Source organism: Pseudokineococcus lusitanus (genome assembly GCF_003751265.1).
Classification (GTDB): domain Bacteria; phylum Actinomycetota; class Actinomycetes; order Actinomycetales; family Quadrisphaeraceae; genus Pseudokineococcus; species Pseudokineococcus lusitanus.
Window position 1 is genome coordinate 254,907 of record NZ_RJKN01000005.1, and the last position, 15,504, is coordinate 270,410.

Here is a 15,504-nt window from a genome sequence, read left to right on the forward strand (position 1 = left end):
GCCGCGCGACGGCCGCGGGGAGCAGGATGCGCGCCGTGGAGGTCGCGGTCGCCGTCGTCGCCGCGGGCACGCTCGCCGTGGCCCTCGCCGCCGCGGCCGCCCCCCGGCTCGGCCTGCCGGCGCCGCTCGTCCTCCTGGCGCTGGGCGTCGTCGTCAGCGTCCTGCCCTTCGTGCCCGTCGTCAGCGTGCCGCCGGAGCTCGTCCTCACCGGGATCCTGCCCGCGCTCCTCTACGCGGCCGCCGTGTCCGTGCCGGCCATGGACCTGAGGCGCGACGCCGCGGCCGTCAGCGCGCTGTCCGTCGTCCTCGTCCTCGTGTCCGCGCTCGTCGTCGGGGCGGTCCTGACGCTCCTGGTCCCCGGGCTGCCCTACGCCTGGGGCGTCGCCGTCGGGGCCGTCGTCAGCCCGACGGACGCCGTCGCCACCGCGGTCGTCCGACGCTCGGGCGTCTCCCACCGGGTCACCGCGATCATGGAGGGCGAGAGCCTCCTCAACGACGCTTCGGCGCTCGTGCTCGTCCGTGCGGCCGTCGCCGCGGCGGCCGGGGCCGTGTCCTTCTGGGGCGTCGCCGGGCAGTTCGTCTGGACCGTCGTGGCCGCGGTGGCGGTCGGGCTCCTCGCCGGGCACGGCTCGCTGCGCCTGCGCGCCCGGCTGGACGACCCGACGGTGACGACGGCCGTCTCCTTCACGACGCCCTTCGTCGCCGCGCTGCCGGCCGAGGCCGTCGGCGGGTCCGGTCTCGTCGCCGCCGTCGTGGCGGGGCTCGTCGTCGGGCGGAACGCGCCGCGCCTCCTGGGCCCCCAGCACCGGCGGAGCGAGACGGAGAACTGGGCCACCGTCTCCCTCGTGCTCGAGGGCGCCGTCTTCCTCCTCATGGGCCTGGAGATCGCCGGCATCGTCGACGCCGCGGGCGGCGTCGGGGTCGTCGGGCGGGCGCTCGGCATCGCCGCCGTCGTCCTCGTCGTCGTGCTCGCGGTGCGGGCGGCCGTCGTCGTCCCGTTGCTCGGCGGCATGCACCTGGGGACGCGGCGGGTGCTGCGCGCCCGCGGCCGGGTGGAGGACCTGCACCGGCGGCTCCTCGAGGGCGAGGAGGTCGAGCTGCAGCTGCGCCGCCGCGGCGACGACCGCCCGGTCGACCCCGCGCGGCTCGGCCGGCGCCTGCAGTCGGTGCTCGCCGGGATCGACTACCTCGCCGCGTACCCGCTCGGGCCCCGGGAGGGCGCGGTCGTCGTGTGGGCGGGCATGCGCGGCGCGGTGACGGTGGCGGCCGCGCAGACGCTGCCCACGGGCGCGGACGGCCCCGAGGACCGCTCGCTGCTGCTGCTCGTGGCCTTCGGCGTCGCCGCCCTGTCGCTCGTGGTCCAGGGCGGCACGCTCGGCACGGCGCTGCGGTGGCTGCGGCCGGCGGCGGAGGACCCGGCGTCCGCGGCCGAGGAGAGGGCCGCCGTCCTGCGCCTCGTGCGCGGGGTGGCCGAGGGCGTCGCGGCGCGGCCGGACGAGCCCGCGAAGCAGCACCGGCTGCGCCAGCTGCGGGCCTCGCGCGTGGCGCTGCTCGACGCCCGCGACCTCGGGGTGCACGACGCCGAGGTGCTCGGCGCGGTGCTGGACGCCGTCGACGCCGAGCAGGTGGCGCTCGAGCTGCGGGGCGGGCCGGCGGGCTGAGCCGCCGTCAGGAGCGGTCGAGGTGGAGCAGCCGGGTCGGCGTCGCCACGTGCGCGACCCGGACGTCGTGCGGCTCGGCGGGGACCGGCTCCACCGCCGCGTCGAGCACCTCGTCGTCGTGGAGGAGGGCCACGGTGGGCGGCAGCCAGCCGCGGCGGCGGCGCAGGTCGTCGAGCGCGCGGTCGTAGTAGCCGCCCCCGCGGCCGAGGCGCCGGCCGGCGGTGTCGACGGCGAGGGCCGGGACGACGACCAGCTCGACGGCGGCCAGGGCGCCCGGGCCGAGGTCCGGGCCGGGGGACGCCGCCGCCCCGGGCGGCACCGGCCCGCCCGCGGCCGGGACGCGGGCCGCCCCCCAGCCGAGGCGGACACCGCCGCCGTCGCGGCCGTCGTGGGTGACGGGCAGGAGCACCGTGCAGCCGCGCTCGGCGAGCAGCGCCAGCAGCGGGCCGGTGCCGGGCTCGGAGCCGAGCGAGGCGTAGCAGGCGACGACGCCGCCGTCGGGCAGCAGGCCGCTGCCGAGCAGGACGTCGGGGAGGGCGGCCGCCACCGCGGCGCGCTCGGCGTCCGGGCGCTCCCGCCGGCGCCCGAGGACGGCGCGCCGGAGGCCGTCCTTCGTCCGCCCGGTGGCCGCCGCGGTCTCCACGGGCGGCAGTCTGCTCGCCCGGCCGTGGCTCCCGCCAGCCCCGGGGGCGGTGCCGCGGCTAGCCTGCGCCGCATGAGCATCCACAAGGCCGTCATCCCCGCTGCGGGGCAGGGGACCCGGTTCCTGCCCGCGACCAAGGCGTCGCCCAAGGAGATGCTCCCGGTCGTCGACGTGCCCGCCATCGAGTACGTCGTCCGCGAGGCCGTCGCCGCCGGGCTCGAGGACGTCCTCATGGTCACCGGCCGCGGCAAGCGCGCCCTCGAGGACCACTTCGACCGCAACGTCGAGCTCGAGGCCGGCCTCGAGGCCAAGGGCGACGACTCCAAGCTCGCCAAGGTCCGCGACTCCACGGACCTCGCGCAGGTCCACTACGTCCGCCAGGGCGACCCGAAGGGCCTCGGCCACGCGGTGCTCGTCGCGAAGGCGCACGTGGGGCGGGAGGCCTTCGCGGTGCTCCTCGGCGACGACCTCATCGACCCCCGGGACCCGCTGCTGCAGACCATGGTCGAGGTGCAGGAGCGCCTCGGCGGCAGCGTCGTCGCCCTCATGGAGGTGCCGCGCGAGCAGGTCTACCTCTACGGCTGCGCGTCGCTCGACGAGGCGGCCACCGACGCCCTCGAGGACGACGTCGTCAAGGTCACCGGCCTCGTCGAGAAGCCGGCCGTCGAGGACGCCCCCTCGAACCTCGCCATCATCGGCCGCTACGTGCTGCACCCCGCCGTCTTCGACGTCCTCGAGCGGACGGAGCCCGGCAAGGGCGGCGAGATCCAGCTCACCGACGCGCTGCAGACCCTCGCCGGCATGCCGGCGGAGGACGGCGGCGGCGTCCACGGCGTCGTCTTCCGCGGCCGCCGCTACGACACGGGCGACAAGCTCGACTACATCAAGGCCGTCGTCCGGCTCGCCTGCGAGCGCGAGGACCTCGGGCCGGACCTGCGGGAGTGGCTGCGCGACAACGTCGACGAGCTGACCTCCGCCCCCTCGGGCTCCTGAGCGGCCCGCGGCGCCTCGAGGACCACCTGGCGGTCGTCCTCGAGGGCGCGGACCCGCTGCCGCCCCGGCGGCTGCCGCTGCTCGAGGCCCTCGACCTCGTCCTCGCCGAGGACGTCGTCGCCGGGATGTCGCTGCCGCGCTTCGACGGCTCGTCGATGGACGGCTACGCCGTGCTCGCGGCCGACGTGGCGGGGGCGAGCGACGACGCGCCGGTCGTCCTCGACGTCACGGGCGACGTCCCGGCGGGGGCGGCGGACGTGCCGCCGCTCGCGCCCGGGCGCGCCGTCCGCGTCATGACCGGCGCCACCGTGCCGGTGGCGGAGGGCGCCGCCGCGGCCGACGTCGCCGTCGTCCAGGTCGAGTGGACCGACGCCGCCCAGACCGGGCCCGCCCCCGCGCGCGTGGCGGTGCGCCGACCCGTCGGGCCCGGCCGCAACGTGCGGCGGGCCGGCGAGGACGTCGAGGAGGGCGAGACGGTCCTGCGGGCGGGGGAGCGGCTCTCGCCGCGCCACCTCGGGCTGCTGGCGTCGCTCGGCCGCCCCGCGGTCCTCGTCCACCCGCGGCCGCGCGTCCTCGTGCTGTCCACGGGCACCGAGGTCGTCGAGCCCGGGGAGCCGCTGGGCCCCGGGCAGATCCACGACTCCAACTCCACCGTGCTCGTCGCGGCCTGCCGTGAGGCCGGGGCGGACGCCCGCCGCGTGCGCGCCGTCGAGGACGAGCCCGAGCGCCTGCTCGCGGCCCTCGCGCCGGAGCTGGCCGGCGCGGACCTCGTCCTCACGACCGGCGGCGTGAGCGCCGGGGCGTACGAGGTCGTCAAGGAGGCGCTGTCCCGGCCGCTGCCGGGCGGGGCGGGCGGCGCCGACGGCCCCGCGGTCGACTTCGTCCGGGTGGCGATGCAGCCGGGCGGGCCGCAGGGCTCCGGCTGGCTCGCCGCGCCCGACGGCCGCCGGGTCCGCGTGCTGACGCTGCCGGGGAACCCGGTCAGCGCGTACGTCTCCTTCGAGGCCTTCGTGCGGCCGTGGCTGCGTCGCGTCCTCGGCGAGGTGGAGCTGCAGCGCCCCCTGGTCGAGGCGGTCGTCGACCGCGGCTGGCGCTCGGTCGAGGGCAAGCGGCAGCTCTACCGGGTGCGGCTGGAGCGGGACCACGACGGCGTCGCCCACGTCGGCGCCATCGGCGGGCCGGGCAGCCACCTCGTCGCCGACCTCGTGACGGCGACGGCGCTCGCCGTCGTCCCCGAGGAGGTGACGGACGTGCGGCCCGGTGACACGCTGGCCTGCATGCTGCTGGAGCGCGGGTCGACCGCCGTCACGGGGCCGCCGCGGCCCACGACCACGGAGCCCGGGGGGCCCGTCGCGTGAGCGGCCTCACCCACCTCGACGACCGCGGGCAGGCCCGCATGGTCGATGTCTCCGCCAAGGACGTCACCGTCCGCACCGCCAGCGCCGCCGGCCGGGTGCTGTGCGCGCCCGAGGTCGTCGCCGCGCTGCGGGGCGAGGGCGTGCCCAAGGGCGACGCGCTCGCCGTCGCCCGGCTCGCCGGCCTCCAGGCCGCCAAGCGGACGCCGGACCTCGTGCCGCTCGCCCACCCCGTCGCCGTCCACGCCGTCGAGGTCGACGTCGAGGTCACCGACGAGGGCGTCGAGATCACCGCGACCGTCCGGACGGCCGACCGCACCGGCGTCGAGATGGAGGCGCTGACGTGCGTCGCCGTCGCGGGGCTGGCGCTCGTCGACATGGTCAAGGCGCTCGACCGCGGCGCCGTCATCACGGACGTGCGGGTCACCGCCAAGTCCGGCGGGCGCTCCGGGTCGTGGACGCGTGGCTGAGCAGCGCGCCGGCGCCGTCGTCGTCGCCTCGACCCGGGCGGCGCGCGGCCTCTACGCCGACGAGACGGGGCCCCTGCTCGTCGAGGGCCTGCGGGCGATGGGCCTGGCCGTGGGCGACGCCGTCGTCGTCGAGGACGGCGACGCCGTGGGGGAGGCCCTGCGGGCCGCGCTCGCCGCGGGCGCCGACGTCGTCCTCACGACCGGCGGCACCGGCCTGACGCCGCGCGACCTCACCCCCGAGCAGACCGCGCCCCTGCTCGACCGCGAGCTGCCCGGCCTCGCCGAGGCCCTGCGGGCGCGGGGGCGCGAGACGGGCGTCCCGACGTCGTCGCTGTCGCGGGGGCTGGCCGGGACGGCGGGCCGTGCGCTCGTCGTCAACCTCCCCGGCTCGCCGGGCGGGTGCCGCGACGGCCTCGCCGTGCTGGCCGAGGTGCTGCCCCACGCCCTCGACCAGGTGGCGGGCGGCGACCACGACCGGGCCGCCGCGACGTCGGGGGGCCCGGCGGCGTGAGCACGTCGGGGCCGGGCCGGTGAGCGGCTGGCCGGTCGAGCTCCGCAGCGGCGACGTCACGCTGCGGCCGCTGCGCCGCGGGGACCGGACGGCGTGGGCGCGGCTGCGCTCGGCCAACGCCGGGTGGCTGGAGCGGTGGGAGGCGACGCCGCCCGCCGGGTCGAGCGCGCCGCCGTCCTTCCCGGCGATGGTCCGCGAGCTGCGGACGCAGGCGCGCCAGGGCCACGCGCTGCCCTTCGTCGTCGAGCACCACGGCCGGATGGTCGGCCAGCTCACCGTCGCCGGGATCACGTGGGGCTCGCTGCGGTCCGGCACGGTCGGGTACTGGGTGGACCGCCGCGTCGCGGGCCGCGGGATCATGCCGACCGCCGTCGCGCTCGTCACCGACCACTGCTTCCGCTCGCTCGGCCTCCACCGCGTCGAGGTCAACATCCGCCCGGAGAACGCGCCGAGCCTGCGCGTCGTCGAGAAGCTCGGCTTCCGCGACGAGGGCCTGCGCCGCGCGTACCTCCACATCGACGGCGCGTGGCGCGACCACCGCACCTTCGCCCTCGTGGCCGAGGAGGTGCCGGAGGGCCTGCTCGCCCGCTGGCTCGCGGCCCGCCCCCCGCACCGGTCCTCGTAGCCTCCCGTCGACCCGGGCGGCCCCCGAGCGGGTCGTCGTGGCCTGTCGTCGCAGGGGAGCGCCTCGCGACGCACCCTGTCGGCACTTCGTCGCCGAAGTGCGCCTTCGGGCGCCCTGTGTAGGCAGTCCGTCGCCGAAGTGCGCTGTGAGGCGCGCTGTGTCGGCAGTTCGTCGCCGAAGTGCGCCCTGGGGCGCACTGTGTCGGCAGTTCGTCGCCGAAGTGCGCCGTGGGGCGCGCTGGGTCGGCAGTTCGTCGCCGAAGACCGGCCGGGGACGCTCCCTGCCGGCACTTCGTCGCCGAAGACCGCCGCGGGGGAGGTGGGTGGTGGGGCCTGTCACCGCCGCGCCCGGGCGCGGCGGCGCGCCTCCCGGGGCGCGGGGGAGCGCCCGCCTACCGTCCGTGACATGGACGGCGGGGCGACGGCGGCGCTGCTGGTCCTGGCGGTCCTCCTCGTCGGCGTGCCGCGCATGAGCCGCCGCCGCGCGGAGCTCGGCAGCTGGCACGCCGCCGGCCGCGGCGACGCCGAGACGGCCCCGCGCGCCGTCCCCCTCGCCTCCCGCACCCCCCTGCGGCGTGCCCTCCCCGGCCGCCGGGACACCGCCGCGCGCGAGGTGGCGACGCCGGCCGTGGCCGGGGCGACGGTCCTCGCCCCGGGGACGGGCCTGCGGCGCGCGACGCCCGGCGCGCGGGTGCTCGTCCGGCGCTCCGCCGTCCCGCGCCCCCGGTGCGCGCCCGGCTCGAGCAGCCGCCCCGTCCTCGCGGGCCGCCCGGCGACGCCGCTCGAGGGCTCGTCGGACCTCATCGTCGTCGCCGGCACGGCCGTCGAGACCCCCCTCGAGGCCCCGTTCGAGGCGCCGGTCGCGACCACCGTCGCCGCCGTGCCGGCCGTCGACGACGTCCGCGCGTCCGACGTCGTCCCCGCCCGCCCCGCGGGGACGGCCCCCGGCGTCCCCGCCCCGCGTCGTGCGCCGTCGTCGCGCACCGCGGCCCCGGCGGGCGGCGCCCGGCCCGTCGGCCGCGTCGACGGGCCCGTCCGCCACCTCGTGCGGCTCGGCACCACCGCGGCCGCCGCCCTCCTCGTGGGCGTCCTCGCCGTGCTCGGTGTCGTCCCCGCCCCGGCCGCCGCGCTGCTGCCGCTGCTCCTCGCCGCCGACGTCGTCGTGCTCCGCCGCCGCGCCGTCCGCACCCGGGCCGCCGCCCGCGAGCGGGCCCGTCGCGCCCGGTCGGCCGCGCCGCCCGCGGCGGTCGCCGACGTCGCCGCGCCCGCCCCCGCCCCCGCCGCGGCGCCGGCCCCCCGGACCGGCGCCGTCACCGGGCTCCTGCCCTCGCTCGCCGACCTCCGCGCCGCCGCCGCGGCCGACGCCGCCCCGGGCCTGCGCGGGCCCGCCACGGCCCCGCGCCCGGCGCCGGTCGAGGAGCCCGCCCGCCCCGCGCGTCCGGCCCGGCGGCGCCGCCGCTCGGCCTGAGCCGACGCCCGGCCACGGTGCGCGACGGGCCGTCCGGCGCTGGTAGTGTCTGGCACGCCCTCCGGGGCACCGGGGCTGTGGCGCAGCTGGTAGCGCACCTCGTTCGCAACGAGGGGGTCAGGGGTTCGAGTCCCCTCAGCTCCACCCCACCGCGGGCCCGCCCGCAGCACCGAGAGCCCCTGCCACGGCAGGGGCTCTCGTGCGTCCGGGGGTCGGGCGGCCGTCGTCGCCTCGCGCCGGGCGGCCCCGGCGGCGAGGGTGGTCGCATGACGACACCGACGTCCGACCCCACCGGCCTGCCCGGCCCCACCGCGACGCTGCCCGGCGGGGGATCCATCCCGCTGCTCGGCCTCGGCACGTGGCAGTCCGAGGGCGACGACTGCTACCGCTCGGTCCTCCACGCGCTGCAGGTGGGCTACCGCCACATCGACACGGCCACCGGCTACGGCAACGAGGACCAGGTGGGGCGCGCCCTCGCCGACTCCGGGGTGCCGCGCGAGGACGTCTTCGTCACGACGAAGCTGCCGCCGGACCAGGTCGACGACGCCCGCGCCGTGCTCGCCCGCTCGCTCGACCTCCTCGGCACGTCCTACGTCGACCTCTGGCTCATCCACTGGCCGCCGAACGGCGAGGCCCGTCCCGACGTCTGGGAGCACGTGCTCGCCGCCCGCGCCGAGGGGCAGACGCGGGACGCCGGCGTCAGCAACTACAGCACCGCGCAGGTCGACGAGCTCGTGAGCGCCACGGGGACGGCGCCGGCCGTCAACCAGGTGCCGTGGGCGCCCGCGCTCCACGACGCGCAGTTCCTCGCCGAGTCCCGCGAGCGCGGCGTCGTCGTCGAGGGCTACAGCCCCTTCAAGAAGACGGACATGAGCGACGCCGTCCTCCGGGAGATCGCCCGCGGCCACGGCGTCACGCCGCAGCAGGTCGTCCTGCGCTGGCACCTCGAGCACGGCGTCGTCGTCATCCCCAAGTCGGTGACGCCCGAGCGCATCGAGGCGAACGCGGACGTCTTCGGCTTCGCCCTCACGCCCGACGAGGTGCGCCGCGTGGACGGCATCGCCCCCGCCTGACCCGTCGTCCGACGACAGCAGGCGCCTGCTCCGGCCCCCGACGCCCTCGGGGACGCGGACGGGCGCCTGCTCTCGTCCCGGAGGGGGCCAGGGGCGAGGGCAGGCGCCTGCTCGCGTCGGGTGGTGGGGCGCGTCGGGGCAGGGCTCAGATCCAGCTCGGCAGCCACATCCGCCAGCGCCAGTGCTCCAGCGGGATGGTCTGCGCCGTCCAGACCGGCCAGAAGAAGGCCGCCGCCAGCACCGCGGCGACGACGACGGCGCCCGCCACGAGTGCGCCCGCCCGCCGACGCCGGGGGGAGGCCGTCGACGACCCGAGCACCATCCCCAGCACCATCGTCAGGGCGAGGGCGACGTACGGGGACAGGGCCACCGTGTAGAAGGTGTAGGTCGTCCGCTCGGGGTAGAGGAACCACGGCAGGTACAGCCCCGCGACGGGCGCGAGGACGGCGCCCGCGCGCCAGTCCCGCCCCAGGGCCCACACGCCGACGAGGACGACGAGCGCGGCGGCGCCGCCCCACCACACGACCGGGTTGCCCAGCGCGGTGACCGCCTGCGAGCAGGACTGGACGTCGCAGCCGTCGACGCCGAGGCCGGGGGCCTCGTAGTAGAAGGACGTCGGCCGGCCCTGCACGAGCCACGACTCCGGGCTCGACTCGTAGGGGTGCGGGCTGCCGAGGCCGACGTGGAACGTGTACATGTCGACGTGGAACTTCCACAGCGACGCCAGCGGGTCGGGGAGCCACGGCAGGTAGCCGGGGTTCTCGGCCGCGTACTGCCGCAGGTGGGCGCCCGTGCTCGCGAACCAGCCGGCCCACGAGGCGAGGTAGGTGGCCCCCGCCACGGCGAGCATCCCGACGGCCGCGGGCACCCCGTCCTTGACGACGCCGCCCACCGCCCAGTGCCGGACGCCGGCGGCCCGCCGCGCGCCGCAGTCCCACAGGACGCTCGCGAGGCCGAGGGCGGCGAAGGCGTAGAGCCCGGACCACTTCGTGCCGACCGCCAGCCCGAGGCACACGGCCGCGACGAGCCGCCAGGGCCGGGCGAGCAGCCACGGGCCCGCCCCCACCAGCGCCCTCTCCGGCAGGCCGGCGACGCGCCGCGCCAGCCGGGCCCGGGAGGCGTCGCGGTCGAGCACGAGGGCGGCGACGGCGGCGAGGACGAAGAAGGACAGGGCGACGTCGAGCAGCCCCGTCCGCGAGAGGACGAGGTGCTGGCCGTCGACGGCCAGGAGCAGGCCGGCCGTCGAGCCGAGCAGCGTGGAGGAGAAGAGGCGGCGACCCAGCCGGGCGACGAGGAGCACCGACAGCGTGCCGGTCACGGCGGCGCCGAGGCGCCAGCCGGCCGGGTCGTCCGAGCCGAGCAGGAGCTGCCCCAGCGCCAGCACCCACTTGCCGACGGGCGGGTGCACGGGGAACTCGGCCTCGTCGAGGGGGGCGGGGCTGCCGGCGGCGAAGGCCGCGTCGGCCCCCTCCGGCCACCGCAGCTCGTAGCCGGCGACGAGGTAGGAGTAGGCCTGCTTGACGTAGTACGTCTCGTCGAAGACGAGCGTCGTCGGGCGGCCCAGGTCCCACAGCCGGAGGACGGCCGCGAGGGCGGTGACGAGGAGCGGACCCACCCAGCCCCACACGACGTCGGTGGGCGTGCGGCCGACGAGGCGCTCGCGGAGCACGGCGGCCCGGGCGACGACGGCGGCCCGTCGCGGCGCCCCGTCCGGGTCGGGCCCCGGCGGCCCCGCCGCCGTCGGCGCGGCCGTGCTCGTCGTCACCCGGCGCAGCCTAGGTGGGCGACCCGCGCGCGCGGGCGTGCTCCGCCGCGCCGGCCCGGGCGACCACCCGCGCGGCGGCTGCGAGGATGCGGGCGTGCGCGACGACGAGCCGGACCTGGCGGCGGGGGGCGCCGCCGACGACCCCGACGCCGCCGCGACGGAGGACGACCTCGAGGCGCACCTCGCCCCCGTCGCGCCCCGGGCCGGGGGCCGGCTCCTCCTCGCGGCGACGCCCATCGGCGACGCCCGCGACGCGCCGCCCCGCCTCGCGCACGTGCTGGGCACCGCCGAGCTCGTGCTCGCCGAGGACACCCGCCGGCTGCGGCGGCTGCTGCGGGCCCTCGGCGTCGAGCCCCGCGGCCGCGTCGTCTCCTGCCACGAGCACAACGAGGCGGAGCGGGCCGACGACGTCGTCGCGGTCGTCCGCGCCGGCGGCACCGCCGTCCTCGTCAGCGACGCCGGCATGCCGGCCGTCAGCGACCCGGGCTTCCGGCTCGTCCAGGCGCTCGTCGCGGCCGACCTCGCGGTCAGCGCCGTGCCGGGGCCGTCGGCGGTGCTCACCGCCCTCGCCGTCTCCGGGCTGCCGACCGACCGCTTCACCTTCGAGGGCTTCCTGCCGCGCAAGGACGGCGACCGCCGCCGCGTCCTCGGCGACCTCGTGGACGAGCGCCGGACGATGGTCTTCTTCGAGTCCCCGCACCGCCTCGGGGCCTCGCTCGCCGTCCTGGCCGAGCTCTTCGGCGGTGACCGCCCCGCCGCGGTGTGCCGCGAGCTGACGAAGACCTACGAGGAGGTCGTCCGCGACGACCTCGACGGCCTCGTCGCCTGGTCCGACCGCACCCTCCTCGGCGAGATCACCCTCGTCGTCGGCGGGGCGCCTCGTCGGACCCGGTCGCCGGAGGAGCTGCTCGCGCTCGTCCTCGACCGGGTGTCGGCGGGGGAGCGGACCAAGGACGCCGCCCGCGCCGTCGCCGCCGAGCACGGCGCGGCCGGCCGCGAGCTGTACGCCGCCGCCGTGGCCGCGCGCAAGGAGGCCGCCGGCCCGTCCGCGCGGTGAGCCTCACCGGCCCGTCGGCACGGGCAGGACTACCCTCCCGCCATGGAGTTCCGCCGCATCCCGGGCCTGCCGCCGTACGTCTTCACGATCATCGACTCGCTGAAGATCGAGGCCCGGCGAGCCGGTCGCGACGTGGTGGACCTCGGCTTCGGCAACCCCGACATCCCCTCGCCCGAGCTGACGGTCGAGAAGCTCGCGGAGGCGGCGCACAACACCCGCAACCACCGGTACTCGTCCTCGCGCGGCCTCCCGAAGCTCCGGCAGGCCGTCGCCGACCTCTACCGGCGCAAGTTCGACGTCGAGCTGGACCCGGACACCGAGGTGCTCAACACCATCGGCGCCAAGGAGGGCTTCAGCCACCTCATGTGGGTGCTGCTGCAGGCCGGCGACGCCGCGCTCGTGCCCTCGCCGAGCTACCCCATCCACATCTGGGGGCCCTACTTCGCGGGCGCCGACGCCCGCCAGGTGTCCCTCAACGGCCCCGAGGGCCCCAGCGGCAAGGCCTACGTCGACAACGTCATGGAGGCGTGGGAGCTGGGCTGGCCCAAGCCGCGCGTCGTCGTCCTGTCCTTCCCGCACAACCCGACGACGGCGACGATCGACCTGCCCGACCTCCAGCGCCTCGTCGACTGGGCGCGGGAGCGCGACGTCGTCCTCGTCCACGACTTCGCCTACTCCGACACGGCCTTCGACGGCTGGACGCCGCCGTCGATCCTCCAGTGCGAGGGCGCCAAGGAGTGCGCCGTCGAGCTGTACTCGATGACGAAGTCCTTCTCCATGGCCGGCTGGCGCGTGGCCTTCCTCGTGGGCAACCGCGAGGTCGTCGGCGCGCTGGCCAAGCTCAAGAGCTACCTGGACTACGGCACCTTCCAGCCCATCCAGATCGCGGCCACCGTCACGCTCAACGAGGCCCAGGACTACCCCCGCGAGGTCAACGCGGTCTACGAGTCCCGGCGCAACGCGCTCGTCGAGGGCCTCAACCGGGCGGGCTGGCCGCTGCCGGCGCCGCGGGGGACCATGTTCGCCTGGGCGCGGATCCCCGAGCCGTACGCGGAGATGGGGTCCATCGAGTTCGCCAAGCACATCATCACCGAGTGCGACGTGGCGGTCTCGCCGGGCGTCGGCTTCGGCCCCGAGGGCGACGACTACGTGCGCTTCGCGCTCATCGAGAACGAGCAGCGGATCGCGCAGGCCGCCCGGCAGCTGCGCAAGGGGCTCGTCAAGCTGGGCTGAGCCCGCCGGGCCGCGCCACCTCCCGAGCACCGCCAGGGCCGACGGTCCGGCGGTGCTCGCCCTGCGTGATGGGCGATGACTCGTCGTCACGGAGCGCTGGCGCTCAACGCCTCCGACGGACCGTCGGTTCCGCGGATCGGTGAGATTGATCCGGTCGTGACCCTCCCGCAACGGGCACTTGGGTGCTTATGGTCACCGACGGCGCGCCCGACCCGGACGCCGACCTGAGGAGACCCATGCGCAAGCTGACCTGTGGAGCGGTGGGGATGGCGCTCGGCGCCGGCCTGCTGGCCACCGCCGCCGTCCCGGCCACCGCCGCCCCGGACACCGGCCTCGGCACGACGGCCGCGACGGCCACCCCGTCCGCCGCGCCGCTCGACGACCGGCCCCACCCCCTGGAGGAGAAGCGCCGCGCGCTGCGCGAGACCGCCATCACCGGTGTGCTCGAGGGCGAGCTCACCCCCCAGCGCATCGGCGGCAGCACCGTCGTCAAGGTCGGCGACGAGGCCGCCCCGGCGGCCGCCGCCACGACCACCCAGCGCCGCGGCGAGCGCGCGGCCGCCGCCCAGGGCCAGTACGTCGAGCTCGCGCGCGAGAGCACCGACAAGATCTTCGTGATCCTCGCCGAGTTCGGCGACGAGCGGCACCCGGACTACCCGGACGCCGACACCGACCCGGACACCGCCGGCCCGACGCGCTTCGACGGACCGCGGCACAACGAGATCCCCGAGCCCGACCGCAGCGTCGACAACTCGACGATCTGGCAGGCCGACTTCGACAAGGCCCACTACGAGGACATCTACTTCGCGGACGACGAGGGCGACGAGTCGCTCAAGACGTACTACGAGACCCAGTCCTCGGGCCGCTACAGCGTCGACGGCACGGTCAGCGACTGGGTGCGTGTCAAGTACAACGCCGCGCGCTACGGCCGCGAGGACGCCTCGACGTGGAACCTCATCCAGGACGCCGTCAACCAGTGGGTGGCCGACCAGGAGGCCGCGGGCGTCAGCGACGCGGACATCGCCGCGCAGCTCGCCGAGTACGACCAGCAGGACCGCTACGACTACGACGGCGACGGCGACTTCAACGAGCCCGACGGCTACATCGACCACTTCCAGATCGTCCACGCGGGCGGCGGCGAGGAGGACGGCGACCCGACCTACGGCGAGGACGCCATCTGGTCGCACCGCTGGTACGCCTTCGGCACCGACCAGGGCAAGACCGGTCCGGAGGAGAACAAGCTCGGCGGCGCCCAGATCGGCGACACCGGCGTGTGGGTCGGCGACTACACGATCCAGCCGGAGAACGGCGGCTACTCGGTCTTCGCGCACGAGTACGGCCACGACCTCGGCCTGCCGGACAACTACGACACGGCGGGCGGCAACAACAACGTCGAGTACTGGTCGCTCATGGGCCAGAGCCGTCTCTCGGGGGCGGACGAGCCCATCGGCTCGCGCGCCGGCGACCTCGGCGCCTGGGAGAAGCTGCAGCTCGGCTGGCTCGACTACGAGACCGTCACCGCCGGCGAGAAGCGCTCCATGACCCTCGGGCCGCAGGAGTACAACACCGAGGACGCCCAGGGCGTCGTCGTCGTGCTGCCCGACAAGGAGGTCACCACCGAGCTGGGCGAGCCCGCCGCCGGCGACCGCCAGTGGTGGTCCGGCTCGGGCGACGACCTGGCCAACACCCTCGGCGCGACGGCCGACCTCACCGGTGCGACGTCGGCGACGCTGTCGATGCAGTCCCGGTGGTCCATCGAGGAGGAGTACGACTACCTCTACGTCCAGGCCTCGACCGACGGCGGCCGCAACTGGACGTCGCTGGCCGGCACGGCCGACGGCGAGGACTTCGGCACGGACGCCTCCGGCTCGCCCGCCATCGACGGCGAGCAGGAGGAGTGGGTCGACGTCGAGGTGCCCCTCGACGCCTACGTCGGCGCGCCCGTCGAGCTCCGGCTGCTGTACCGCACCGACGGCGGCCTGGCGCTGCCCGGCTTCTTCGCCGACGACATCACGCTGACCGTCGACGGGGAGGTCGTCCTCGCGGACGGCGCGGAGGACCCCGACGCCTCGGTCCTCGAGCTCGACGGCTTCACGTCCGTGGGCGCCACGTCGACGGAGGAGTACGACAACTTCTACGTCGCCGGCCACCGCAGCTACGTCTCCTACGACCAGTACCTGCGGACGGGCCCGTACAACTTCGGCTGGGCCTCCACCCGCCCGGACTGGGTCGAGCACTTCCCGTACCAGACGGGCCTGCTCGTCACGTACTGGGACACCTCGCAGGTCGACAACAACGTCAGCCAGCACCCCGGTGAGGGCCGCAACCTCATCGTCGACGCCCACGCGCGGCCGATGGCCAACATCGAGGGCGACTACTGGCGGACGCGCATCCAGTCCTACGACGCGCCCTTCTCGACGCGGAAGGCCGACAGCTTCACCCTCCACGTCGACGGGAAGCCGAGCTACGTCCGCGGCCAGGCCGCGGCGCGGACGTTCGACGACACGAAGAAGTACTTCTACGACGAGTTCCCCGCGGGCGGCACCAAGCTCCCGGCGACCGGCACGAAGATCCGTGTCGCGTCCGAGGACGGCACGTCGATGAAGATCCGCGTCACCGGCCCGACCGTCACGGACTGAGGACGCCGCACC

Annotated in this window: 13 protein-coding genes and 1 tRNA gene; 12 read left to right on the forward strand and 2 right to left on the reverse strand. The window is 76.8% G+C overall.

Features of this window, described 5'->3' with window-relative positions:
* Positions 1-26 precede the first annotated feature (26 nt).
* On the forward strand, positions 27-1,661 hold the full coding sequence (locus EDC03_RS11195; RefSeq protein WP_123380315.1) for a cation:proton antiporter domain-containing protein: 1,635 nt from the start codon (positions 27-29) through the stop codon (positions 1,659-1,661).
* Positions 1,662-1,668: 7 nt separating this feature from the next.
* Here EDC03_RS11195 and EDC03_RS11200 read toward each other — a convergent pair whose 3' ends face one another.
* Positions 1,669-2,304: a 5-formyltetrahydrofolate cyclo-ligase gene (locus EDC03_RS11200; protein WP_158674276.1), complete on the reverse strand. Its 636-nt coding sequence runs from the start codon at positions 2,302-2,304 to the stop codon at positions 1,669-1,671.
* Positions 2,305-2,376: 72 nt separating this feature from the next.
* Between EDC03_RS11200 and galU the strand changes: the two genes are divergently transcribed.
* From galU to EDC03_RS11240, 8 genes are all read left to right on the forward strand, one after another.
* A complete protein-coding gene (gene galU, locus EDC03_RS11205) occupies positions 2,377-3,297 on the forward strand; it encodes a UTP--glucose-1-phosphate uridylyltransferase GalU (protein WP_123380411.1) in 921 nt (306 codons plus the stop codon).
* Positions 3,246-4,655: a molybdopterin molybdotransferase MoeA gene (locus EDC03_RS11210; protein ID WP_241967149.1), complete on the forward strand. Its 1,410-nt coding sequence runs from the start codon at positions 3,246-3,248 to the stop codon at positions 4,653-4,655. The genes galU and EDC03_RS11210 overlap by 52 nt, the downstream gene beginning before the upstream one ends.
* A gap of 38 nt (positions 4,656-4,693) precedes the next feature.
* The gene (moaC, locus tag EDC03_RS11215; protein ID WP_422393822.1) at positions 4,694-5,122 is read left to right on the forward strand and encodes a cyclic pyranopterin monophosphate synthase MoaC; all 429 of its coding nucleotides are present in this window, start codon (positions 4,694-4,696) and stop codon (positions 5,120-5,122) included.
* On the forward strand, positions 5,115-5,633 hold the full coding sequence (locus EDC03_RS11220; protein WP_123380317.1) for a MogA/MoaB family molybdenum cofactor biosynthesis protein: 519 nt from the start codon (positions 5,115-5,117) through the stop codon (positions 5,631-5,633). Before moaC ends, EDC03_RS11220 begins: the two co-directional genes overlap by 8 nt.
* A gap of 19 nt (positions 5,634-5,652) precedes the next feature.
* Positions 5,653-6,258: a GNAT family N-acetyltransferase gene (locus EDC03_RS11225; RefSeq protein WP_123380318.1), complete on the forward strand. Its 606-nt coding sequence runs from the start codon at positions 5,653-5,655 to the stop codon at positions 6,256-6,258.
* Between the two features lie 405 nt (positions 6,259-6,663).
* Positions 6,664-7,725 (forward strand): hypothetical protein, encoded by a 1,062-nt coding sequence (locus tag EDC03_RS11230; protein WP_123380319.1) that lies wholly within the window; start codon positions 6,664-6,666, stop codon positions 7,723-7,725.
* A gap of 71 nt (positions 7,726-7,796) precedes the next feature.
* Positions 7,797-7,869: transfer RNA gene (locus tag EDC03_RS11235), tRNA-Ala, on the forward strand.
* 122 nt (positions 7,870-7,991) lie between these two features.
* Positions 7,992-8,798, forward strand: coding sequence for an aldo/keto reductase (locus EDC03_RS11240; RefSeq protein WP_123380320.1), 807 nt, complete (start codon positions 7,992-7,994; stop codon positions 8,796-8,798).
* Positions 8,799-8,943: 145 nt separating this feature from the next.
* Here EDC03_RS11240 and EDC03_RS11245 read toward each other — a convergent pair whose 3' ends face one another.
* Positions 8,944-10,563: a dolichyl-phosphate-mannose--protein mannosyltransferase gene (locus EDC03_RS11245; protein WP_199720191.1), complete on the reverse strand. Its 1,620-nt coding sequence runs from the start codon at positions 10,561-10,563 to the stop codon at positions 8,944-8,946.
* A 94-nt stretch (positions 10,564-10,657) separates the two neighbouring features.
* On the opposite strand from EDC03_RS11245, the gene rsmI reads away from it, so the two are divergent.
* The 3 genes from rsmI to EDC03_RS11260 all read left to right on the forward strand — a co-directional run bounded on the left by rsmI (position 10,658) and on the right by EDC03_RS11260 (position 15,492).
* Complete coding sequence (gene rsmI, locus EDC03_RS11250) at positions 10,658-11,620, forward strand: 16S rRNA (cytidine(1402)-2'-O)-methyltransferase (RefSeq protein ID WP_241967150.1); 963 nt, start codon at positions 10,658-10,660, stop codon at positions 11,618-11,620.
* A 42-nt stretch (positions 11,621-11,662) separates the two neighbouring features.
* Positions 11,663-12,853 carry an aminotransferase class I/II-fold pyridoxal phosphate-dependent enzyme gene (locus tag EDC03_RS11255; protein ID WP_123380321.1) on the forward strand — a complete coding sequence of 397 codons (1,191 nt, stop codon included), beginning with the start codon at positions 11,663-11,665 and terminating at the stop codon, positions 12,851-12,853.
* A gap of 236 nt (positions 12,854-13,089) precedes the next feature.
* Positions 13,090-15,492 (forward strand): immune inhibitor A domain-containing protein, encoded by a 2,403-nt coding sequence (locus EDC03_RS11260; RefSeq protein WP_123380322.1) that lies wholly within the window; start codon positions 13,090-13,092, stop codon positions 15,490-15,492.
* Positions 15,493-15,504 lie beyond the last annotated feature (12 nt).